Raw genomic sequence first — 19,919 nt, 5'->3', positions numbered from 1 at the left:
ACTATAGCCGCTAAACGTGACGCACCATGGGCCCACCCCGCCTGGATGCCGGGGGAATAGACAAATGGCCGCGTTGGCCGTTCAGGCGGCTTCTTTGTAAAAAGCGCCGCGCTGCCGCGAACGCGCGGCCACGGGGGCCACGGCGTGCGCGATGGCGCCTATGTGGTCCGGCGTAGTGCCGCAGCAGCCGCCCACGATGTTGACCAGGCCTTCGTCGGCGAACTCGCGCAGCAGGCGCGAAGTGACGTCGGGCGTCTCGTCGAAGCCGGTGTCGCTCATGGGGTTGGGCAGGCCGGCGTTCGGGTAGCAGCTGATGAAGGTGTCGCCGGCCACGCGGGCCAACTCCTGGATGTAGGGGCGCATCAGGGTGGCGCCCAGCGCGCAATTGAGGCCTATGGCCAGCGGCGCTGCATGGCGCACGCTGTGCCAGAAAGCGGTCACGGTCTGCCCGCTCAGGATGCGGCCCGAGGCGTCGGTCACGGTGCCGCTGATGATCAGGGGCAGGCGCTCGCCGGAGTTGTCGAAATACTCGTCGATGGCGAACAGCGCCGCTTTGGCGTTGAGCGTGTCGAAGATGGTCTCAACCAGCAGCACGTCGCTGCCGCCCTTGACCAGGGCCTCGGTCTGTTCGTAGTACGCCTTGCGCAGTTCCTCAAAGCTGGTGTTGCGCGCGCCGGGGTCGTTCACGTCGGGGCTGATGCTGGCCGTCTTGGGCGTGGGGCCCAGTGCGCCGACCACAAAACGCGGCTTGTCGGGGGTCGAAAACTTGTCGCAGGCGGCGCGGGCGATGCGGGCGGACTCATAGTTCATCTCGACGGCCAAATCGGCCATGTCGTAGTCGGCCTGGGCCACCGTGGTCGCGCCGAAGGTGTTGGTTTCAATCATGTCGGCGCCGGCGGCCAGGTAGCCCTCGTGGATGTCCTGGATCACGTCGGGACGCGTGAGGCTCAGCAATTCGTTGTTGCCCTTGACGTCCTTGTGGAAGTCCTTGAAGCGTTCGCCGCGGTACTGGGCCTCATTGAGCTTGAAGCGCTGGATCATGGTGCCCATGGCGCCGTCGAGGATGGCGATGCGTTGTTCCAGGATGGCCGGCAGCTGCTGACCGCGGGTGTAGGTGATTGGCTTCATGCCTCAATTTTAAGGTGCGGCGGTTTTTCCGGCAGGCTCCGGGGCGGCCACGCCGGTTTTACACCGGACCGCCCACAAAAAACGCGCGCGCACAGAGAGGAAGGCAAAGCGCAGCATGTTGCGCAGACACCATCGGCCACAATAGGGGTATTAGCCCGATCATGAAAAACTTTCAACCCAAAGAAGCCTGGTCCTGGCTGCAGTCGCATCCCGACGCGCTGTTCGTGGACGTGCGCATGGAAATCGAGTCGCTGTACGTGGGCCGCCCGCCGGGCGTGGTCAACGTGCCCTGGTACGAATATCCTGACCTGCAGCCCGACCCGCAAAAGTTCGCCGAGGCCGTGGCGCGCGAAGCGACCGGCAAGGCGCAGCCGGTGCTGCTGATCTGCCGCTCCGGCAAACGCACACTGGACGCAGGCAAGGCGCTGGAGGCGGCCGGCTTTACCGACGTGCAGCATGTGGTGCACGGCTTCGAGGGCGAGCTCGACGAACAGTTCCAGCGCTCCACGCTCTCGGGCTGGCGCTTTGACGGCCTGCCCTGGGAGCAGATGTAGCCCCCACTCGCTTCCCGGCCTTCGCGCAACCCGTTTTCATTTTCCATTCCGACCTTGTCCTCCCTCCCCGTCTCTTCCCCTTCCACCCCTCTCCACGTGCTGGCCGAGGTCTTCGGCTACGACAGCTTCCGGGGGCCGCAGCAAGCCATCGTGGACCACGTGGTGCGCGGCGGCGACGCGCTGGTGCTGATGCCCACGGGCGGCGGCAAGTCGCTGTGCTACCAGATTCCGGCCATCGTGCGGCAGCAGGCCGGCCACGGTGTGACGGTGGTGATCTCGCCGCTGATCGCGCTGATGCACGACCAGGTCGGCGCGTTGCACGAGGCCGGCGTGTCGGCGGCCTTCCTCAATTCCACGCAAAGCTTCGACGAAAGCAGCCAGCTTGAAAAGCAGCTGCTGCGCAACGAGCTGACGCTGCTCTACGCCGCGCCCGAACGCATCAACACGCCGCGCATGAAAGGCCTGCTGGCCTCGCTGCACGAGCGCGGGCTGCTGAGCCTGTTCGCCATCGACGAGGCGCATTGCGTGAGCCAGTGGGGCCACGATTTCCGGCCCGAGTACCGCTCGCTGAGCCTGCTGCACGAGACCTTTCCCGACGTGCCGCGCATCGCGCTGACGGCCACGGCCGACGCGCTGACGCGCCAGGACATGATCGAGCGCCTCAAGCTCGAGGACGCGCGCCAGTTCGTCAGCAGCTTCGACCGGCCCAACATCCGCTACACCATCGTCGAAAAAACCGACCCGACGCGCCAGCTGCTGCGCTTCATCGAGGCCGAACACGAGGGCGAGGCCGGCATCGTGTATTGCCAGTCGCGCAAGCGGGTAGAGGAAATCGCCGGCATGCTGCAGGATGCGGGCCTCAAGGCGCTGGCCTACCACGCGGGCCTGGATTCGGCCCTGCGCCAGCAGCGCCAGGACCGCTTCCTGCGCGAGGACGGCGTTGTCATGGTGGCGACGATTGCCTTCGGCATGGGGATCGACAAACCCGACGTGCGTTTTGTCGCCCACCTGGACATGCCCAAGAACATCGAGGGCTATTACCAGGAGACCGGCCGCGCGGGCCGCGACGGCCAGAGCGCCGACGCCTGGATGGTCTACGGCTTGCAGGACGTGGTGAACCAGCGCCGCATGATTGACACCAGCGAGGCGGCCAGCGAGGAGTTCAAGCAGGTGATGCGCGGCAAGCTCGACGCCCTGCTGACGCTGGCGGAAGACACGCGCTGCCGCCGCGTCAGCTTGCTGGGCTATTTCGGCGAGGACTGCGAGCAATTTTCCGCCGGGCCGCCCCAAGGAAAATTAGCCCCCTCGGGGGGCAGCGCGGCACACGAAGTGGCAAGCGTGGGGGCTAAATATTATTGCGGCAACTGCGACAACTGCCTGAACCCGCCGGCCGTCTGGGATGCCACCGAGGCCGCGCGCAAGATGCTCAGTTGCATCTACCGCGTGCAGCAGGCCAGCGGCATCAGCTTCGGCGCCGGCCACATCATGGACATCCTGCGCGGCAAGATAACCGACAAGATGGCCCAGTACGGCCACGACAAGCTCAGCACCTTCGGCATAGGCGCGGACCTGGCCGAGGCGCAGTGGCGCGGCGTGCTGCGCCAGCTGATCGCGCGCAACATGGTGCGCGTGGACGCCGAGGCCTTCAGCACGCTGCAGCTCCTGCCCGATGCGCGCCAGGTGCTCAAGGGCGAGGTCAGCGTGGTGCTGCGCGAGCAAGCGGCAGGCGCCAAGGCCGGCGGCCGTGGCAAGCGCGTGACCAAGACTTCCGTCAAGGGCCTGGCCGAGGCCGCCCTCAATGCCGGCGCGCTGGAACGCCTGGCGCGCCTGAAAGCCTGGCGCGCCGAAGTCGCCCGCGAGCACAACCTGCCGGCTTTTGTGATCTTTCACGACGCCACGCTGCGCGCCATCGCCGAGCGGGCACCGCAAAGCCTGGACGAGCTGGACGGCATCAGCGGCATAGGCGTCAAAAAGCGCGAAGCCTACGGCGCCGAGGTGCTGCGGGTGTGCGCGGCGCCCGACTAGTAAAAGCATCGCGCGCCATCAGGGTTATCCCTTGCCGGCGGGGAACCCGCCTGGGTTTGGCGCACAAGGCCGTTCCAGGGGCACGGCGCGCCCGGTTTTGGGGCGGCCGGGGCCGGAAATTCCGCGACCGGTGACCAGGCGCCATGCATGGCCGGCATACCAACCCACCATTAAGCTCATGACGCATTTTTCGCAAGGGTTTATCCCGAGCGAATAGGCCTTTGCGCCCCCTTTGCGCGCGCAATGCTTGGGTTAGCATTTCGGCGCTGGCACGCATCGTGCTGGACTACAAAAGTTTCACTGACTGGAGAATCCCGTGATCAAAATCGCCAAAAAACATGGTCTTGCCACGCTGGCTGCCGCCGGCCTCACCCTTGCTGCGATGGCACCCGCCCACGCCGGCAAGACACTGGACACCATCAAGTCGCGCGGCCAGGTGATTTGCGGCGTCAACGTCGGCCTGGCGGGGTTCTCCTCCGCCGACAGCAACGGCGCCTGGACCGGCCTTGACGTGGACACCTGCAAGGCCATCGCCGCAAGCGTGCTGGGCGATGCCAGCAAGGTCAAATGGGTTCCCCTGAACGCCCAGCAGCGTTTTACCGCGCTGCAGTCCGGCGAAGTCGACGTGCTGGCGCGCAACACCACCTTCTCCCTGACCCGCGACGCTTCGCTGGGCCTGCACATGACCGCCGTGACTTACTACGACGGCCAGGGTTTCATGGTTCCCGTGAAGAGCAAGATCAAGAGCGCCAAGGCGCTGAAGAACGCCACCGTCTGCGTGCAGTCCGGCACCACGACCGAAAAAAACCTGACCGACTTCTCCAAGGCCAACAACCTGAACATGAAGCCCGTGGTGTTTGAAAAGCAGGAGGCCGTCAACGCCGCCTACTTCTCGGGCCGCTGCCAGGCTTACACCACGGACGCCTCGGGCCTGGCTTCGGTACGCAACAAGGAAGCCAAGGTTCCCGCCGACCACCTGATCCTGCCCGAGCTGATCTCCAAGGAGCCGCTGGGCCCCATGGTGCGCCGCGGTGACGACGAGTGGTTCGCCATCGTCAAATGGGTGGTCTACGGCCTGATCGAAGCCGAAGAGTACGGCGTGACCCAGGCCAACGTCGACGCCATGACCAAGGACAGCAAGGACCCCGTGGTCATGCGCCTGACCGGCAGCGGCGAGGACACCGGCAAGCTGCTGGGCCTGGACAAGGAATGGCTGGTGCGCGCCGTCAAGGCCGTCGGCAACTACGGCGAGATCTTCGAGCGCAACGTCGGCCCCAAGACGCCCCTGGCGCTGCCGCGCGGCCAGAACAACCAGTGGAACAAGGGTGGCCAGATGTACGCCATGCCGGTGCGCTGATCGTCTCTGATCGCCTGATTCCGATGCGTTGAACGCAAACGGGCCCCCCGCAACCTGACGTTGCCCGGCGGCCCGTTTTTTTTGGGTACACCGTTTATGTCCGAGCACTCCCTGATCCCACCGCGCCCGGCACCCGCCCTGCGGCGCAAGGTCTTTTCCTGGCGCAGCAAGCAGGCGCGAGCCATCGTCTACCAGGTGCTGGCCGTCAGCCTGATCGTCTTCCTGATCTGGCTACTGGTGAGCAACACCATGGCCAACATGAAGACCCGCGGCATCCAGAGCGGCTTCGACTTCCTGATGCAGCCGGCCGGCTTCGACATCGGCGAAGGCTGGCTCAGCTATGACTCCATAGACCCCTACTGGAAGGCTTTCCTGGTTGGGCTGGTCAACACGCTGCGCGTGGCGGTGGTCGGCATCGTGCTGACCTCCATCCTGGGCACCCTGCTGGGCGTGGGGCGCTTTTCGCGCAACGCCCTGGTGCGGGCGCTGTGTTACGGCTATGTCGAGACCTTCCGCAACATTCCGGTGCTGTTGCAACTGCTGATGTGGTACCTGCTGTTCACCGAATACCTGCCGGCCGTCGACCAGGCCCTGCACATCGGCAAATGGGTTTATGTCAGCAAGAACGGCATCTCCTACCCCTCGCCGGTGTGGGGGTTGGGCCAGACGCTGGCGCTCGTCGGGGCGCTGGTGGGCGTGGTGGCGAGCGTGCTGTATGCGCGCAGCGCGCGCCGGCACTTCGACCTGACCGGCAAGCCACGGCCGGTGCTGTGGGTGTCACTGGCGCTGATCCTGGGCGGTGCAGTGCTTGGCTGGCTCACGGGCGGCGCACCCAACGAATGGAATATGCCGCTGCTGACCGAATCACAGGTCGAAGGCGGCGGCGCGCTGTCGCCGGAATACCTCGCGGTGCTGCTGGGCCTGGTGCTCTATACCTCCGCCTTCGTGGCCGAGGTGGTGCGCGCCGGCATCGCCTCGGTCTCGCTGGGCCAGCATGAGGCCAGCGCCTCGCTCGGCCTGTCGCGCGGCCACTCGATGCGGCTGGTGGTGCTGCCGCAGGCGCTGCGGGTCATCATCCCGCCGCTGACCAACCAATACCTCAACCTCACCAAGAACTCCTCGCTGGCCGTGGCCGTGGGCTATCCCGACCTGGTTTCCATCGCGAACACCTCGCTGAACCAGACCGGCCGGGCCGTGGAGTGCATCGCCATCATCATGCTGATCTACCTGAGCACCTCGCTGGCGACGTCCGGCCTGATGAACTGGTTCAACAGCCGTGCCGCCATCAAGGAGCGCTGAGCGATGAACAAGACCTTTGTCCCCATCGCGGCCCGCCCCGCCCCCATCAAGATGGAGGGCTTTATCCCCTGGCTGCGGAGCAACCTGTTTTCCAGCATCGGCAATTCGCTGGTGTCCCTCATTGTGCTGGCCCTGCTGCTGTGGGCCGCTTCAGGCATCGCGCAATGGGGCATCATTCATGCCGTCACCGCGGCGGAGCCGGACGCCTGCCAGGCCGCGCGCGGCGTGGGCGCCTGCTGGGGCGTGATCCGCGAAAAAGGCCGCATCATCCTGCTGGGCCGCTACCCGCAACCTGAACACTGGCGCGCCGAACTCGCGACCCTGCTGCTGCTGGGCCTGGTGGTCGCCAGCTGCATACGCTGGTTCTGGAAGCCCTGGCTGGCGCTGCTGTGGGTGGCGGTGCTGGCTGCCTTCTTCACGCTGATGAGCGGTGGCGTCCTGGGCCTGGCGAAGGTGACGACCGACCAGTGGGGCGGCCTGCCACTGACCGTGATGCTCACGGTGATCTCCATGACCCTCGCCTTTCCCATCGCCGTGATGGTGGCGCTGGGGCGCCGCGCCAATATGCCGGCGATACGCACGCTGTGCGTCATCTATGTGGAGCTGATACGCGGCGTGCCCCTGATCTCGGTGCTGTTCATGGCCAGTTTCATGTTTCCGCTGTTCATGCCCATAGGAAAGTCGCCGGACGTGCTGGTGCGTGTCATCGTCGGCATCACGCTCTTCGCGGCGGCCTATATGGCTGAGATCGTGCGCGGCGGCCTGCAGTCGCTTTCCAAGGGCCAGACCGAGGCGGCGGCCAGCCTGGGCCTGGGCTATTGGCAGACACAGGTCAAGATCGTGCTGCCGCAGGCCCTGGGCACGGTGGTGCCCAGCATCATGAACAACTTTATCTCGCTCTTCAAGGACACCTCGCTGGTGACCATCGTGTCGCTGTACGAACTCACCGGCGCGCTGTCGCTGGCGGTGGGCTCGGACCCGAACTGGCGGCCCTTCAAGATCGAGGCCTATATTTTCATCGCCGCGATTTATTTCACCTGCTGCTTCGCCATGTCGCGCTACAGCCTGTGGATTGAACGCCGGCTCGCCGTGGGCAAAGCCCGTTGAACAGGAACAAAAAAAATGAGTGAACCCACCATCCACTTCGACAAAGTCAATAAATGGTACGGCAACAACTTCCACGTGTTGCGCGACATCGACCTGGAAGTCAGGCCGGGCGAGCGCCTGGTGATCTGCGGGCCTTCGGGCTCGGGCAAGTCCACCATGATCCGCTGCATCAACGCGCTGGAGGACTACCAGGAAGGCAAGCTCACCGTCGCGGGCTCGCTGCTGGGCGACGACATCAAGGCGATTGACGCGGTGCGCCGCCAGGTCGGCATGGTGTTCCAGCAGTTCAACCTGTTCCCGCACCTGACGGTGCTGGAAAACCTCACGCTCTCGCCGACCTGGGTGGCGGGCCTGTCGAAAAAGGATGCCATCGAGCGCGCCATGCACCAGCTCGAACGCGTGCGCATCGCCGAGCAGGCGCAAAAATACCCGCTGCAGCTCTCGGGCGGCCAGCAGCAGCGCGTGGCGATTGCCCGGGCGTTGTGCCTGACGCCCAAGATCATGCTGTTCGACGAGCCCACCTCGGCGCTGGACCCGGAAATGATCAAGGAAGTGCTGGACGTGATGATGGAGCTGGCCAACCAGGGCATGACCATGCTGTGCGTGACGCACGAAATGGGCTTTGCCAAAGCGGTGGCCGATCGCGTGATCTTCATGGACCAGGGCCAGATCGTCGAAGAGAACACGCCCACCGAGTTCTTCAACCATCCGCAGACCGACCGGGCCAAGGATTTCCTGTCCAAAATTCTGGGGCATTAAACTAGCGACCATGTGCCAGTTATTGGGAATGAATTCGGCCAAGCCGGCCGACCTTCGGTTTTCGCTGACGGGTTTCGCCGCGCGCGGCGGCCTGACCGACCACCATGCGGACGGTTTCGGCATCGGTTTTTTTGAGGATAAGGCCTGCCGCCTGTTCGTCGACGCCCAGCCGGCGGCGACCTCGCCGGTGGCCGAAATGCTCAAGCATTACGCCATAAAGTCGCGCAACGTGGTCTCGCACATCCGCAAGGCCACGCAGGGCGACCCGATGCGGCTGGAAAACTGCCATCCCTTCACGCGCGAACTCTGGGGCCGGCACTGGCTGTTCGCCCATAACGGCGACCTGATCGACTACCAGCCGGAATCCGCCGGCAACTACCAACCAGTGGGCACCACCGACAGCGAGCGGGCTTTCTGCGCGCTGATGGAGGAACTCAAGCGCATCAGCCCGCGCGAACCCTGCTCGGCCGACATCGTGTTCGACACGCTGTGCGCCATGAGCGAGCGCACGGCCGAGTTCGGTGTCTTCAACTACCTGCTGTCTAACGGCCAGTCGCTTTTCGCGCACTGCTCAACCCGGCTGTGGTACCTGGTGCGCGAATGGCCTTTTTCCAACGCCAGCCTGGTGGATGCCGACCTCAGCATGGACTTCGCGCAGACCAACAACCCGGAAGACCGGCTCTGCGTGGTCGCCACCCAACCGCTCACGCGCAACGAAAACTGGCAGCAGATGCAGCCGGGCCAGCTGCTGTGGATGGAAGACGGCCGCATCGTGCGGCAGGCGCAGCTGGAAGTCAGCGAGACCATACGGAAGAAATACGAAGCCAGCCTGGCCTGCGTATAAGCCGCTCTTAGTCGGCCCCCGCCACCGTCCACTGCACGACGGAAAAATCCCGCCGGATCAAGTTCTCGGCCAGCAAAAACCGCTTCACCTCCTCGATCAGCTTGAGCCCCTCGGCCGGATAGGCCGTGTCAGGGAAGTGCGAGAGCGGATAGGAGTCTTTCACAGCCGCCACCGGGAAGCCGCTGGCTTCGGCATGGAAAGCATAGTAAGCCGCGCTGTCGCGGCGTATGTCCTGCAGCGCCGCCGTGCGCGCACGGCCCCAGGCCGCCGGCAGGCCGGGCGCGCCCGCCAGCAATTGCGGCGAGGCGATGATGACTGAGGTACCGCGCAAGGTGGGGTGTCTTTCGGCCTCGTCGATCACCGGGTAGCCGCGCGAGGCCAGCAGCGGGCCGGTGTTGATGGGCGCGGCAAAGGCCGCCACGGCGCCGCGCTCCAATGCGGGCTCTCCGTCGCGCGGCAGCATGTGCACCACCTTGACGCTCTTTAACAGGCCCGCCTCCTTGAGCAAGCCCAGCACATAGCGGTGCATATAGGAGCCCAGCGCGACGCCCACGGTTTTGCCCTCAAGGTCTCTCACGCTTTTCACGCCTCCGCGCGGCGTGAGCAGCCAGACATTCATGCCCACGTTGTCAAAGCCCAGTAGCCGCCCCTCAAAGCCCTGGGCGCGGGCAACGACGGCGGGCGTGTCGCCATAGATGCCGACGTCGAGGTTGCCGGACACAAAAGCCTCGTTGAGGTCGGGACCATTGGGAAACACGCGCGTCACCACCTCGCCGAAACCCAGCAGCGCGAGTTCGCGCTGCAATTGGCCCTGCTGCAAGGCCCAGCCTGTGGCCGAGGCCGGCTTTTTGCCGGGGCCGATAAAGCCCAGGCGCAGCGGGCGGGTGGAAGCGGCCTGGCTGCGCGCCAGGCCGGGCACGGCCAGTGAGGCCGTTGCCGCCAGCGCCGCGCCCAGCAGGCGGCGGCGAGTAGCGGCGGGGGATGTTTTCAGCTCAGTCATATCGGATAGGCGCATCAATGCGCACGCAATAAGAGTTCATAACTCGCATCGGCCGCGGCGGTGGACTTGCGCCCCTTGCCCCAGCCAATCGCGCTGCGGTAGCTGCCCATCAGGGCCTGCGTGCCGGCCGCGTGTTCATTGACGGACGCGGCATGGTCGGCAATCGGCGCGACGTAGAGCGCATCCTCGGGGCAGTAGAGCTCGCACATAAAGCAGGTCTGGCAGTCTGCCTGGCGCGCGATCACGGGCGGGCCGCCGGGCACGATGTCAAACACATTGGTGGGGCAGGCATGCACGCAGATGTTGCAGGCGGTGCAGCGGCTGGCGCTGACAATTTCAATCATGCGGCGACCTCCTGCGCGGAGGGCGCGCCGTCCACCGCATGTTTGCGCACCCAGACATCGTCGAGCCCGCCGCTAAGCAGGCGGTGGCGCTGCAGCGGGTCGCTGGCCGTGTGCTCCTTGCGCCTGTGCATGCCGCGCGTCTCGGTGCGTTGCAAGGCGCTGCGGTACATCCAGCGCGAGGTGGCCAGTATGGCCGCTGCTTCGCGCGCGCGCACCGCTTCCTGCGCATTGGCCGCCGGCGCGCCCGCGCGCAGCCGATGCCACAAGGCGTCCAGCCGCTGTAGGGAATCCTCCAGCAGGTCGCCGCGCCGGTACCAGTTGCGTTCATAGGGAAACACCTCGGCCTGCACCGCGCGTATGACTTCGGCGCTGTCGGTCGCGTGGCTGCCCCGGCCCTGCAGGGTGGCACCGCCCGCGCGCAGGGCCACACGTTGCGCCGAGCCGCGCGCGCTGCGGCCGAAATCGGCTGCGCCCGCGCCGGCCCAAAAGCCCGAAGACAAGGCCCAGGCCGCGTTGTGGCTGCCGCCGCCGGTGAAGCCGCCGCAGATCAGCTCGCGCGTGGCGGCGTCACCCGCGGCGTAAAGGCCGGGCACGGTGGTCGCGCAGTGCTCGTTCACCAGGTGCAGGCCGCCGGTGCCGCGCACTGTGCCCTCCAGCCGCAAGGTCACGGGGAAGTGCTGGGTGAAGGGGTTGATGCCCTGGCGGTCGAAAGAAACAAAGAAGTTGGGCTGGGCCGTGCGCATCCAGGCGCGTATGTCGGCATCGGCGCGGTCCAGGCAGGCGTAGACCGGCTGGGTTTGCAAGGTTTGCGCGATCACGCTGCGCCCGCGCGCGGAGCCCGCGCCTTCAATCGGCGAACCGTCCTGGTAGTAAAAAGTCGCCCAGTTGTAGAACAGCGATTTGGTGACTGACGAGAACGCCGGGCCCAGGCCGTAGGCATTGGAGAACTCCATGCCCGACAGCTCGGCGCCGGCCTCGGCCGCCATCAGCAGGCCGTCACCGGTCAGCACATTGCAGCCCAGCGCGCGACTCAGGAAGGCGCAGCCGCCGGTGGCGATGACCACGGCGCCCGCGCGTGCCACCCAGATTTCGCCGCTCTGGCGGTTGACGCCGGTGGCGCCGCACACCGTGCCGCTCTCATCGACCAGCAGTTCCAATGCAGGGCTGTGGTCGATGATGCGGGCGCCGGCCGCCTTGACCTGCTTGCGCATCAAGCGCATGTATTCGGGGCCTTGCAGTGAAGTGCGGCGCAGCTGGCCGTCGGCATCGACCGGGAAGGGGTAGCCCCATTCGGTGAGCAAGTCCACATTGGCCCAGGTTTGCGCCAGCACGCGGTCCATCCAGGCGTGTTCGGCCAAGTGCCCGCCCATGGCCAGACGGCTGGCCTTGGCCTCTTCGCGCGCGGCGCCGTCCGGCGAGACATGCCAGAGCCCGGTGCCCGAAGGCGCGGTGGCGCCCGAGGTGCCGCAATAGCCCTTGTCGGCCAGCAGCACCGAGGCGCCGGTGGCCGCCGCACTGATGGCTGCCCAGGCGCCTGCCGGGCCGCCGCCTATGACCAGCACATCGACCTCGTGCCGCAACGCACCCGCCGCGTTCGACAGCCGCTCCAGATCCCAATCCCGTGTTCCCATTGCCTGCTCCTGAAGTTGCGCATGGGCGGCAACCGCTTTTCGAAACAGCGGAGGCGCCAGTGGCAACTCTAGGCAGGCCGGCACGGCTTGCGAACGAAGCTTTCCGGTTAAAGATAGTTGGAAATGACAGGTCTCGCGGCGAACCGGAAACGGGGGCGGGCAGCCTTACTGCAGGAAGCCCATGCTGCGCCCTTCGCGCACCTCGGGCTTGATACGGTGCTCGGCTTCCAGCTGCGCGAGGAATTCCTCGGCCGAGAATTCGGCCGCGAGGATATCGACCTGGCGCTTGACGGCCGCGAAGTCGCCGGGGCACAGCTGGGTGAGTTTGCCCAGGCGTTCGCGCAGCTCGCCGGCCAGCAGGGTGGCGTCGCCGGCCAGCGCTTCGACCATAAACATGGTTTCGCGCTGCTCGCGCGTCAGCGGCATGAACCGGATCTTGAAAGTGAAGCGGCGCAGCGCCGCCTGGTCCAGGCTGTCGAACAGGTTGGTGGTGCAGATGAAAATGCCGTTGTGGCGTTCCATGCCCTGCAGCATTTCATTGACCTCGGTCACCTCGTAAGTACGCTGGGCGCCGCGCCTGTCCTGCAGAAAGCTGTCGGCCTCGTCGAGCAGCAGCACGGCTTTTTCGGACTCGGCCTCGCGGAACATGGCGGCCATGTTCTGCTCGGTCTCGCCGACGTATTTGCTCATGAGGTCGCTGGCCTGCTTGATGATGAGGGGCAGGTCCAGCGCCCTGGCGATGTGTTCGGCCAACGCGGTCTTGCCGGTGCCGGGCGGGCCGTAAAAACACAAGCTGCCGTGGCCGCGGCTTTTGAGGGCCTCGACGATGCGCGGCACTTCAAAGCGCGACTCGACATGGAGCATGGACAGGTCGTAGGTGGTGACGCTGCGCCGCCCTGCCGCTTCCGATTTGTTGCCCAGGGCCACGTCGGCGTTTTTGAGCTGCCGCTCTATCAAAGACTCCATCAGCAGCGGCCGGCCGCCGGCCAGGACGGCCTGCATGGCTGTACCGTCGACCTGCGCGTCCATCTTTTCTTCGGGTGCGCTGGCCAGGCGAGCGAAACGAACAGCCGTGCGTATCTGCGCGGGCGTGAGGCCCTTGCGCGCTGTGAGCTTGGCCACAAAGGCGTCGCTGACCTGCACGCCCTCCAGCGTCTTGCGGACCACGCCTTCGCGCGCGCCGGGCGGCGGCGAGCGCAGCTCCAGGTGGTAGGCGAAGCGGCGGCGGAAGGCCGGGTCTATCTGCTCGATGCGGTTGGTGACCCACAGCGTGGGCACGGTATTGGATTCAAGGATCTGGTTGACCCAGGCCTTGCCGCTGACCGAGCCGCTGGCCGGCACCGGCAGCTGTTCGGAGCGCGCCATGAGCTGCGCGGCTTCGCTGGAGATGGGCGGGAACACGTCCTCGACTTCATCGAACAGCAGGGCCGAATGCGTGCTGCCCTTGAGGAAGACCTGCGCGATCTGCAGCGAGCGGTAGCGGTCGCGCCCGCTCAGCGAGTTGCCGTCGCGGTCGGCGTATTCGACTTCGAACAGGTCCAGCCCGGCCGCCTGCGACACGACCTTGGCGAGTTCGGTCTTGCCGGTGCCGGGCGGGCCGTAAAGCAGCACATTGACGCCCTGCTCTTTGGTGGCCACGGCATTGCGCAGCAGGGACACCAGCACCTGCGCGTCTTCCTGCACAAAGGCGAAATCGGCCAAGCCCAGGCTGCTGTGCGCGGCAGGCCGGGTAAAGACCGCCATGAGTTCGTTCTGGTCGCGGTACTCGCGCATCAACACGGGCGGCAGTTTTTCGCTGACCTTCATGAGGTCCGCGAGGTCGGTGATGTTGTGTTCGGAGATCAGGTTCTCGACCATGCCTATGCGTTCCAGGCGTGAACCCGCGCGCAGCGCCTCGGCGACTTCGGGCGCCTTGACGCCGGCCACGTCGGCGATGGCGGCATAGGCTTCGGGCGCGTTGTTGACCTTGAACTCCACCAGCAGGGAGCGCAGGTCGCGCTGGTAGCGCGCAAGCGTGCCGTAGAGCAGCAGCGCGCGCTCGGCGCGATTGAGCTGCAGCAGGTTGGCCAGCGCATCGATGTTTTTTTCGACCAGCGTGGATTGTTTCTTGAGCGCGTGCGTAAGCCAGTCGCCGGTGGCGGCCAGCACCGAGAGCAAATCCCTGGGCTGGTCCTTGGCGTGTTCGTCGAGGTAGAAGAACAGCGTGCCTTCTTCATAGGGGCCGCGCCAGGCGCCGTGGCGCGCCATGAACTCGGCGTCGGTGAGGTTTTCGTGGCCGCGCCAGAATTCGTTGTCCTTGCAGCGGCGGACCAGGAATTCACGCAAGCGCTGCAGAGCGGGCAGCGGCCAGACCAGATGCCGGCCGGAGAGCGAGAGCAGGCTGTTGAGGTCGCGCCTGACGTTGAACTTGGCGCCCTGGCGGGCCGCCAGCGTCAGCACAAAATGCGAACACATCAGGTCCAGCACCGGCGCTTCCTTCAGCCCGGGGGACAGCAGCCACTGCTGCTGCTCGCTAACGGAACGCTTGCTCATGGACAAACCTCCCTATTGCACTGATTGCACCTGATGCAACGACACCGCTGGTTGACATGTCTCTGGACCTTGCCTGATTGACTGGATGCATACCCTGGCTATGAGCGCCTTGGCGCCACGGGGTTCAACGAGACTCCACCATAACGCAGCTTGAAGCATCATGGAAGACACTACTTGAGCCCTGTCGTGTGAAATGCGCCACAGAATCGCTACCGTTACACGCGGACAATCACACGGCACAATCCCACCACCGCCACAGAGGAAATCATGCTCAGCCTTACCGACATCGAACAGGCCGCCCAGCGCCTGCAGGGCCATTTGCTGGACACACCCTGCGTGGAATCCCGGACGCTGTCGCAGCTGACGGGCGCGCAGATTTTCCTGAAGTTCGAAAACCTCCAGTACACCGCATCCTTCAAGGAGCGTGGCGCTTGTAACAAGCTCGCGCAACTGTCAGCCGACGAACGGCGGCGCGGCGTGATCGCCATGAGCGCGGGTAACCATGCGCAGGGTGTGGCCTACCACGCGCAGCGCCTGGGCCTGCGGGCGGTGATCGTGATGCCGCGCTTCACGCCCGGCGTGAAGATAGAACGCACCCGCGGCTTTGGCGCCGAGGTGGTGCTGCACGGTGACTCGCTGGACGAGTCGCGCGCCCACGCCCTGCAGCTGGCCGAACGCGAAGGCCTGGTCTTTGTGCACCCCTATGACGACGAGGCCATCGTCGCGGGCCAGGGCACCGTCGGGCTGGAGATGCTGCATGCCGTGCCCGAACTGGACACCCTGGTCATTGCTGTGGGCGGCGGCGGCCTGATCGCGGGCATGGCCACGGCGGCCAAGGCTCTGAAGCCCGGCATCGAGATCATCGGCGTGCAGACCTCCCGCTTCCCGGGTATGGTCAACGCCATCAAGGGCACCAAACACCCGCAGGGCACCAGCACCATCGCCGAGGGCATCGCCGTCGGCACGCCGGGGCTTATCCCCCAAGCCATCATCGCCAAACTGGTGGACGACCTGGTGCTGGTCGACGAGGGCGACATCGAGCAGGCCATGGTCATGCTGCTCGAAATCGAAAAAACCCTGGTGGAAGGCGCGGGTGCGGCGGGGCTGGCGGCGCTGCTCAAGTACCCGGCGCGTTTTGCCGGCAAGAAGGTTGGCCTGGTGCTGTGCGGCGGCAATATCGACCCGCTGCTGCTGGCAGCCATCATCGAGCGCGGCATGGTGCGGGCCGGGCGCCTGGCGCGCATCAAGGTCAGCGTGCGCGACATTCCGGGCTCTCTGGCGAAGATCACCGCCACCGTGGCCGACGCCGGCGCCAACATCGACGAGGTGCACCACCAGCGCGCCTTCACCATGCTGTCAGCCCAGAACGTGGAGATCGAGCTGGTGATACAGACGCGCGGGCGTGACCACATCCAGCAGGTGCTGGCGGCGCTCAACGCGGCCGGTTACGAGGCTTCGGAGCAGCACTGAGCGCTGAGCGCGGCAGGGGCCGCGCTCAATTCCAGCCAATCACCTCAAAACCGCGTTCACTGAGGCAGCGCTGTACAAAGCTGCGGTAGGTGCTGTTGGGTTTGTCGTTGTGAAACGCGCCCGAGACCGCGCCGGCCGAGCCGCCCACGGCAGCGCCCGCAGCGCCGGCGCGCAGCACGCCCTCGCCGCCGCGACCGGTGATCAGCGCGCCCACGGCCGAGGCCACGCCGCCGACGGCCGCACCCTCACCGGCGCGGCGGCCGACCTCGTTGCCGCTTTGCGACGGGCTGAGCCCGGCAGCCGAGGCCCGCGACATGCAGGCATTGACCTCGGCCTGGCCCTGGGCATCGCCCACGCGGTTGAGCGTGGCATTGGGATACAGCACCGGCCTGGCCGAGGCGCTGCTGGGCCCGCCGGTGGCGCAGGCCGACAGCAGGGCCAGCGCGGAAACGGCGGCCGGCAAGAGTCGAAATGAAATCGGGTATTTCATGCGTTCCTTCCGCAAACAAGCATGGGTAAAGGGTAACGCAACTGGGCATTGCCACTGAAGATAGCGGCCTGTTTGCCGCCGGGGCGCCGCATGCGGCTAAAATCTGCCCAGACTTTCCAGCAATTCAGGAACCCCCAATGTCCAGTTCAGCCAACCACACCACCAATGCCGCCCACGACAGCCCCACGCCCGCCCAGGAGCAGGAAGCCGTTGACGCCATCGTCCCCGTGATCCCCCTGGTTCTGCCCGTGGTCGGCGGCGTGCTGATGTTCCTGCTGGCCTTTATCGCCATCTACATGGCCTGATACTCCCCCACGTCCCCCCAAAAAGTCCGCAGCCTGCGGACTTTTTTGTTTCCGGCCCCGGCGCCCGCCGCTGGCCCGTTTCACCGCAAAACCGCCGTGAAACTGCGGCCCAGGCGCCCTTTGAGACATTCCATACCCCCATGTCAGGGCTGCCTGAACCCTTGCACATGGTATGCATAACCTCATGCAAGTTCTGCATAACTTTTGACGGTAACTGCAAGGTAACCCGCGCCTATCTTCTTAAAATGAATTCTCTGGCCGACCCGTGGAAGGCGGAAAAGCAGGTCTTCCGGCCGCTTTTTTGACCTTGCGCCGCAGCACCTCCGGGCTTGCGGCCCCGCCCGCCGACCAGGACCCGGTTGTTGCGTGAGCTGCCCTGTTTCAGGCCCGAGAAGGCCCGGTTCGGAAAAGCCCCCAAGCCTTATTTCGACAGTCGTTTCGATGTCGCAATCTCTCCGGTTGCCGCGCGACGCCTCTCGAAATAACGCTTTTTAACTTTGGAGTTTTTTCGATGAACCAACCTGTGATGCAAGGCCTGCAGCTCAACACACCGAGCTACGTCAAGAACGCGAAACTGATCGCCTGGGTCGCCGACATGGTGGCCCTGTGCAAGCCCGACAATGTGTACTGGTGCGACGGCAGCGATGCCGAATACCAGCGCCTGTGCCAGCAGCTGGTCGACGCCGGCACCTTCAAGAAGCTCAACGAAGCCAAGCGCCCCAACAGCTTCCTGGCCCAGAGCGACCCCACCGACGTGGCCCGCGTGGAAGACCGCACCTATATCTGCTCGGCCAAAAAAGAAGACGCCGGCCCCACCAACAACTGGATGGCGCCCGCCGAGATGCGCGCCACGCTGCAGCCTCTGTTCGACGGCTGCATGAAGGGCCGCACCATGTACGTCGTGCCTTTCAGCATGGGCCCGCTGGGCTCGCCGATCGCGCACATCGGCATCGAGCTCTCTGACAGCCCCTATGTGGCCGTCAACATGAAGATCATGACGCGCATGGGCCAGGCAGTGTTCGGCGTGCTGGGCGTGGACGGCGACTTCGTGCCCTGCGTGCATACCGTGGGCGCGCCGCTGGCTGAAGGCCAGAAGGACGTGAAGTGGCCCTGCAACAAGACCAAATACATCGTGCACTACCCCGAGACCCGCGAAATCTGGTCTTACGGCTCCGGCTACGGCGGCAACGCGCTGCTGGGCAAGAAATGCTTTGCGCTGCGCATCGCCTCCAACATGGGCCGCGACGAGGGCTGGCTGGCCGAACACATGCTGATCCTCGGCGTGACCAACCCGCAGGGCAAGAAATACCACGTAGCGGCAGCTTTCCCCAGCGCCTGCGGCAAGACCAATTTCTCCATGCTGGTGCCGCCCGCCGGTTTTGACGGCTGGAAAGTCACCACCATCGGCGACGATATCGCCTGGATCAAGCCCAGCGCCGACGGCAAGCTCTACGCCATCAACCCCGAAGCCGGTTATTTCGGCGTGGCCCCGGGCACCAACTTCCACACCAACCCGAACTGCATGGCGAGCCTGGACAAGAACGTGATCTTCACGAACGTGGCCCTCACCGACGACGGCGACGTATGGTGGGAAGGCATGGAAAAAGACACCGGCGGCCAGCCCGCGCACCTGATCGACTGGCAAGGCAAGGACTGGACGCCGCAGATCGCCAAGGAAACCGGCGCCAAAGCCGCCCACCCCAACGCCCGCTTCACCGTGGCCGCCACCAACAACCCGGCCCTGGACAGCGCCTGGGACGACCCCAAGGGCGTGGCGATTGACGCCTTCATCTTCGGCGGCCGCCGCTCCACCACCGTGCCCCTGGTCACCGAGGCGCGCAACTGGGTCGAAGGCGTCTACATGGCCGCGACCATGGGCTCGGAAACCACGGCAGCGGCCACCGGCCAGGCCGGCGTGGTACGCCGCGACCCCTTCGCCATGCTGCCCTTCATGGGCTACAACATGAGCGACTACTTCCAGCACTGGCTCAACGTCGGCAAGAAGCTGGAAGCCACCGGCGCCAAGATCCCCAAGATCTACACCACCAACTGGTTCCGCAAGGGCGAGGACGGCAAGTTCGTCTGGCCCGGCTACGGCGAGAACATGCGCGTGCTCAAGTGGATGATCGACCGCATCGAAGGCACGGGCAAGGGTTCCGAGCACATCACCGGCATCAGCCCCGCCTATGAAGACCTGAACTGGACCGGCCTCAATTTCAGCGCCGAGCAGTTCAAAACTGTGACCAGCATCGACAAGGCCGCCTGGCTCAAGGAGCTGGAGCTGCACGCCGAACTGTTCAAGCAACTCGAACATCACCTGCCGAAAGAGCTGGGGGAGACCAAAGCCGCGATCGAGCGCCGCCTGGCTGCCTGACCGGCGGACCCAAGCGGGGGCGGTACACGATCAGTGCGCCGCGCCTCAAGCCCCGGGCCATTCGGTACAGGGCAAAAAAAAGCCACCTGACAAGGTGGCTTTTTTGTGGGCCGCCGCGGCGGCCGGCCGGGCATCCGCCAGGATGCTTAGATGTAGCTGCGGTGGTAGGCGCGCACCACCGAGGCGCCGCTGACGGCTTCGGTGCGCTCTGCCTTGACGGCGGGAGCGGCGGGCGCTTCCACTTCAGCGTCGGCAGCGCGTTGCAGGGCCATTTGCAGGTCGGCCATCACGCGGGGGTCGTTCTTGGCGGCTTGCCAGAGGCGTTGGTCGGCGCGGGCTTCGGCCAGGCTGCGCGACCAGCCGTCCAGGCCGGCTTTGACACGAGCCGCAAGGTTGCGCGCAGTACCGGCGAACAGCGCCAGGACGGCAAAGGCGACAGCCCACAAGGCGATCCACATCACCAGCAGGTGGCCTTCGGTCACGCTGTCCATCACCTGGTAAGCCACCACCATGATGGCGGCCGCAACGGCGGACAACAGCAGCGTGGCAAGGCCGCGGGTGCCGGTGAAGGCCTGGCCCAGCTGGCGTACGGCACCAAAGGCCGACTCAGCGCGGACAACGCCGGGGTGCTGCGTGGAATGTTTGATATTGACGAAGCTGGTCATGATGAACTCCCGTTATGGCTGATCCCCGCCAGGAC

At 65.5% G+C, this 19,919-nt stretch carries 17 protein-coding genes; 10 read left to right on the top strand and 7 right to left on the bottom strand.

Translation table 11 applies throughout. From position 1 onward, the window contains the following. Nucleotides 1–81: 81 nt before the first annotated feature. On the bottom strand, nt 82–1,128 hold the full coding sequence (locus ACEN8I_RS18190; RefSeq protein ID WP_413329977.1) for a homocysteine S-methyltransferase family protein: 1,047 nt from the start codon (nt 1,126–1,128) through the stop codon (nt 82–84). A 161-nt stretch (nt 1,129–1,289) separates the two neighbouring features. On the opposite strand from ACEN8I_RS18190, the gene ACEN8I_RS18185 reads away from it, so the two are divergent. From ACEN8I_RS18185 to ACEN8I_RS18155, 7 genes are all read left to right on the top strand, one after another. Continuing rightward, nucleotides 1,290–1,682, top strand: coding sequence for a rhodanese-like domain-containing protein (locus tag ACEN8I_RS18185; protein WP_413329976.1), 393 nt, complete (start codon nt 1,290–1,292; stop codon nt 1,680–1,682). Nucleotides 1,683–1,736: 54 nt separating this feature from the next. Then, nucleotides 1,737–3,707: a RecQ family ATP-dependent DNA helicase gene (locus ACEN8I_RS18180; protein WP_413329975.1), complete on the top strand. Its 1,971-nt coding sequence runs from the start codon at nt 1,737–1,739 to the stop codon at nt 3,705–3,707. 382 nt (nt 3,708–4,089) lie between these two features. Next, a complete protein-coding gene (locus ACEN8I_RS18175; protein ID WP_413330019.1) occupies nt 4,090–5,064 on the top strand; it encodes an amino acid ABC transporter substrate-binding protein in 975 nt (324 codons plus the stop codon). A 96-nt stretch (nt 5,065–5,160) separates the two neighbouring features. Next, entirely contained in the window at nt 5,161–6,363 is a 1,203-nt protein-coding gene (locus ACEN8I_RS18170; protein WP_413329974.1) for an amino acid ABC transporter permease, read from the top strand. 3 nt (nt 6,364–6,366) lie between these two features. After that, nucleotides 6,367–7,470: an amino acid ABC transporter permease gene (locus ACEN8I_RS18165; protein WP_413329973.1), complete on the top strand. Its 1,104-nt coding sequence runs from the start codon at nt 6,367–6,369 to the stop codon at nt 7,468–7,470. A 15-nt stretch (nt 7,471–7,485) separates the two neighbouring features. Beyond that, complete coding sequence (locus ACEN8I_RS18160) at nt 7,486–8,229, top strand: amino acid ABC transporter ATP-binding protein (RefSeq protein WP_074578347.1); 744 nt, start codon at nt 7,486–7,488, stop codon at nt 8,227–8,229. A gap of 10 nt (nt 8,230–8,239) precedes the next feature. Continuing rightward, nucleotides 8,240–9,073, top strand: coding sequence for a class II glutamine amidotransferase (locus tag ACEN8I_RS18155; protein ID WP_413329972.1), 834 nt, complete (start codon nt 8,240–8,242; stop codon nt 9,071–9,073). Between the two features lie 7 nt (nt 9,074–9,080). Here ACEN8I_RS18155 and ACEN8I_RS18150 read toward each other — a convergent pair whose 3' ends face one another. From ACEN8I_RS18150 to ACEN8I_RS18135, 4 genes are all read right to left on the bottom strand, one after another. Further along, complete coding sequence (locus ACEN8I_RS18150) at nt 9,081–10,073, bottom strand: ABC transporter substrate-binding protein (RefSeq protein ID WP_413329971.1); 993 nt, start codon at nt 10,071–10,073, stop codon at nt 9,081–9,083. A 14-nt stretch (nt 10,074–10,087) separates the two neighbouring features. Then, nucleotides 10,088–10,417, bottom strand: coding sequence for a 4Fe-4S dicluster domain-containing protein (locus ACEN8I_RS18145; RefSeq protein WP_413329970.1), 330 nt, complete (start codon nt 10,415–10,417; stop codon nt 10,088–10,090). After that, on the bottom strand, nt 10,414–12,048 hold the full coding sequence (locus ACEN8I_RS18140; RefSeq protein WP_413329968.1) for an FAD-binding protein: 1,635 nt from the start codon (nt 12,046–12,048) through the stop codon (nt 10,414–10,416). Before ACEN8I_RS18140 ends, ACEN8I_RS18145 begins: the two co-directional genes overlap by 4 nt. Nucleotides 12,049–12,213: 165 nt before the next feature. After that, the gene (locus tag ACEN8I_RS18135) at nt 12,214–14,580 is read right to left on the bottom strand and encodes an ATP-binding protein (RefSeq protein ID WP_413329967.1); all 2,367 of its coding nucleotides are present in this window, start codon (nt 14,578–14,580) and stop codon (nt 12,214–12,216) included. Nucleotides 14,581–14,844: 264 nt separating this feature from the next. Here ACEN8I_RS18135 and ACEN8I_RS18130 point away from each other — a divergent pair, with 264 nt between their 5' ends. Next, nucleotides 14,845–16,050, top strand: coding sequence for a threonine ammonia-lyase (locus tag ACEN8I_RS18130; RefSeq protein ID WP_413330018.1), 1,206 nt, complete (start codon nt 14,845–14,847; stop codon nt 16,048–16,050). A gap of 25 nt (nt 16,051–16,075) precedes the next feature. Here ACEN8I_RS18130 and ACEN8I_RS18125 read toward each other — a convergent pair whose 3' ends face one another. Next, complete coding sequence (locus tag ACEN8I_RS18125; protein ID WP_413329966.1) at nt 16,076–16,540, bottom strand: glycine zipper family protein; 465 nt, start codon at nt 16,538–16,540, stop codon at nt 16,076–16,078. Nucleotides 16,541–16,677: 137 nt separating this feature from the next. Here ACEN8I_RS18125 and ACEN8I_RS18120 point away from each other — a divergent pair, with 137 nt between their 5' ends. After that, complete coding sequence (locus ACEN8I_RS18120; RefSeq protein ID WP_413329965.1) at nt 16,678–16,845, top strand: hypothetical protein; 168 nt, start codon at nt 16,678–16,680, stop codon at nt 16,843–16,845. A 511-nt stretch (nt 16,846–17,356) separates the two neighbouring features. Next, on the top strand, nt 17,357–19,219 hold the full coding sequence (locus ACEN8I_RS18115) for a phosphoenolpyruvate carboxykinase (GTP) (RefSeq protein ID WP_413329964.1): 1,863 nt from the start codon (nt 17,357–17,359) through the stop codon (nt 19,217–19,219). 146 nt (nt 19,220–19,365) lie between these two features. Here the strand turns inward: ACEN8I_RS18115 and ACEN8I_RS18110 are convergent, their stop codons facing one another. After that, nucleotides 19,366–19,884, bottom strand: coding sequence for a hypothetical protein (locus ACEN8I_RS18110; protein WP_413329963.1), 519 nt, complete (start codon nt 19,882–19,884; stop codon nt 19,366–19,368). Nucleotides 19,885–19,919: the final 35 nt, after the last annotated feature.

Source organism: Polaromonas sp. CT11-55, from assembly GCF_047303325.1.
Taxonomy (GTDB): Bacteria; Pseudomonadota; Gammaproteobacteria; order Burkholderiales; family Burkholderiaceae_C; genus Polaromonas.
Note: the sequence above shows the minus strand (reverse complement) of the source record. Positions and strands in the feature narration are given on the sequence as shown.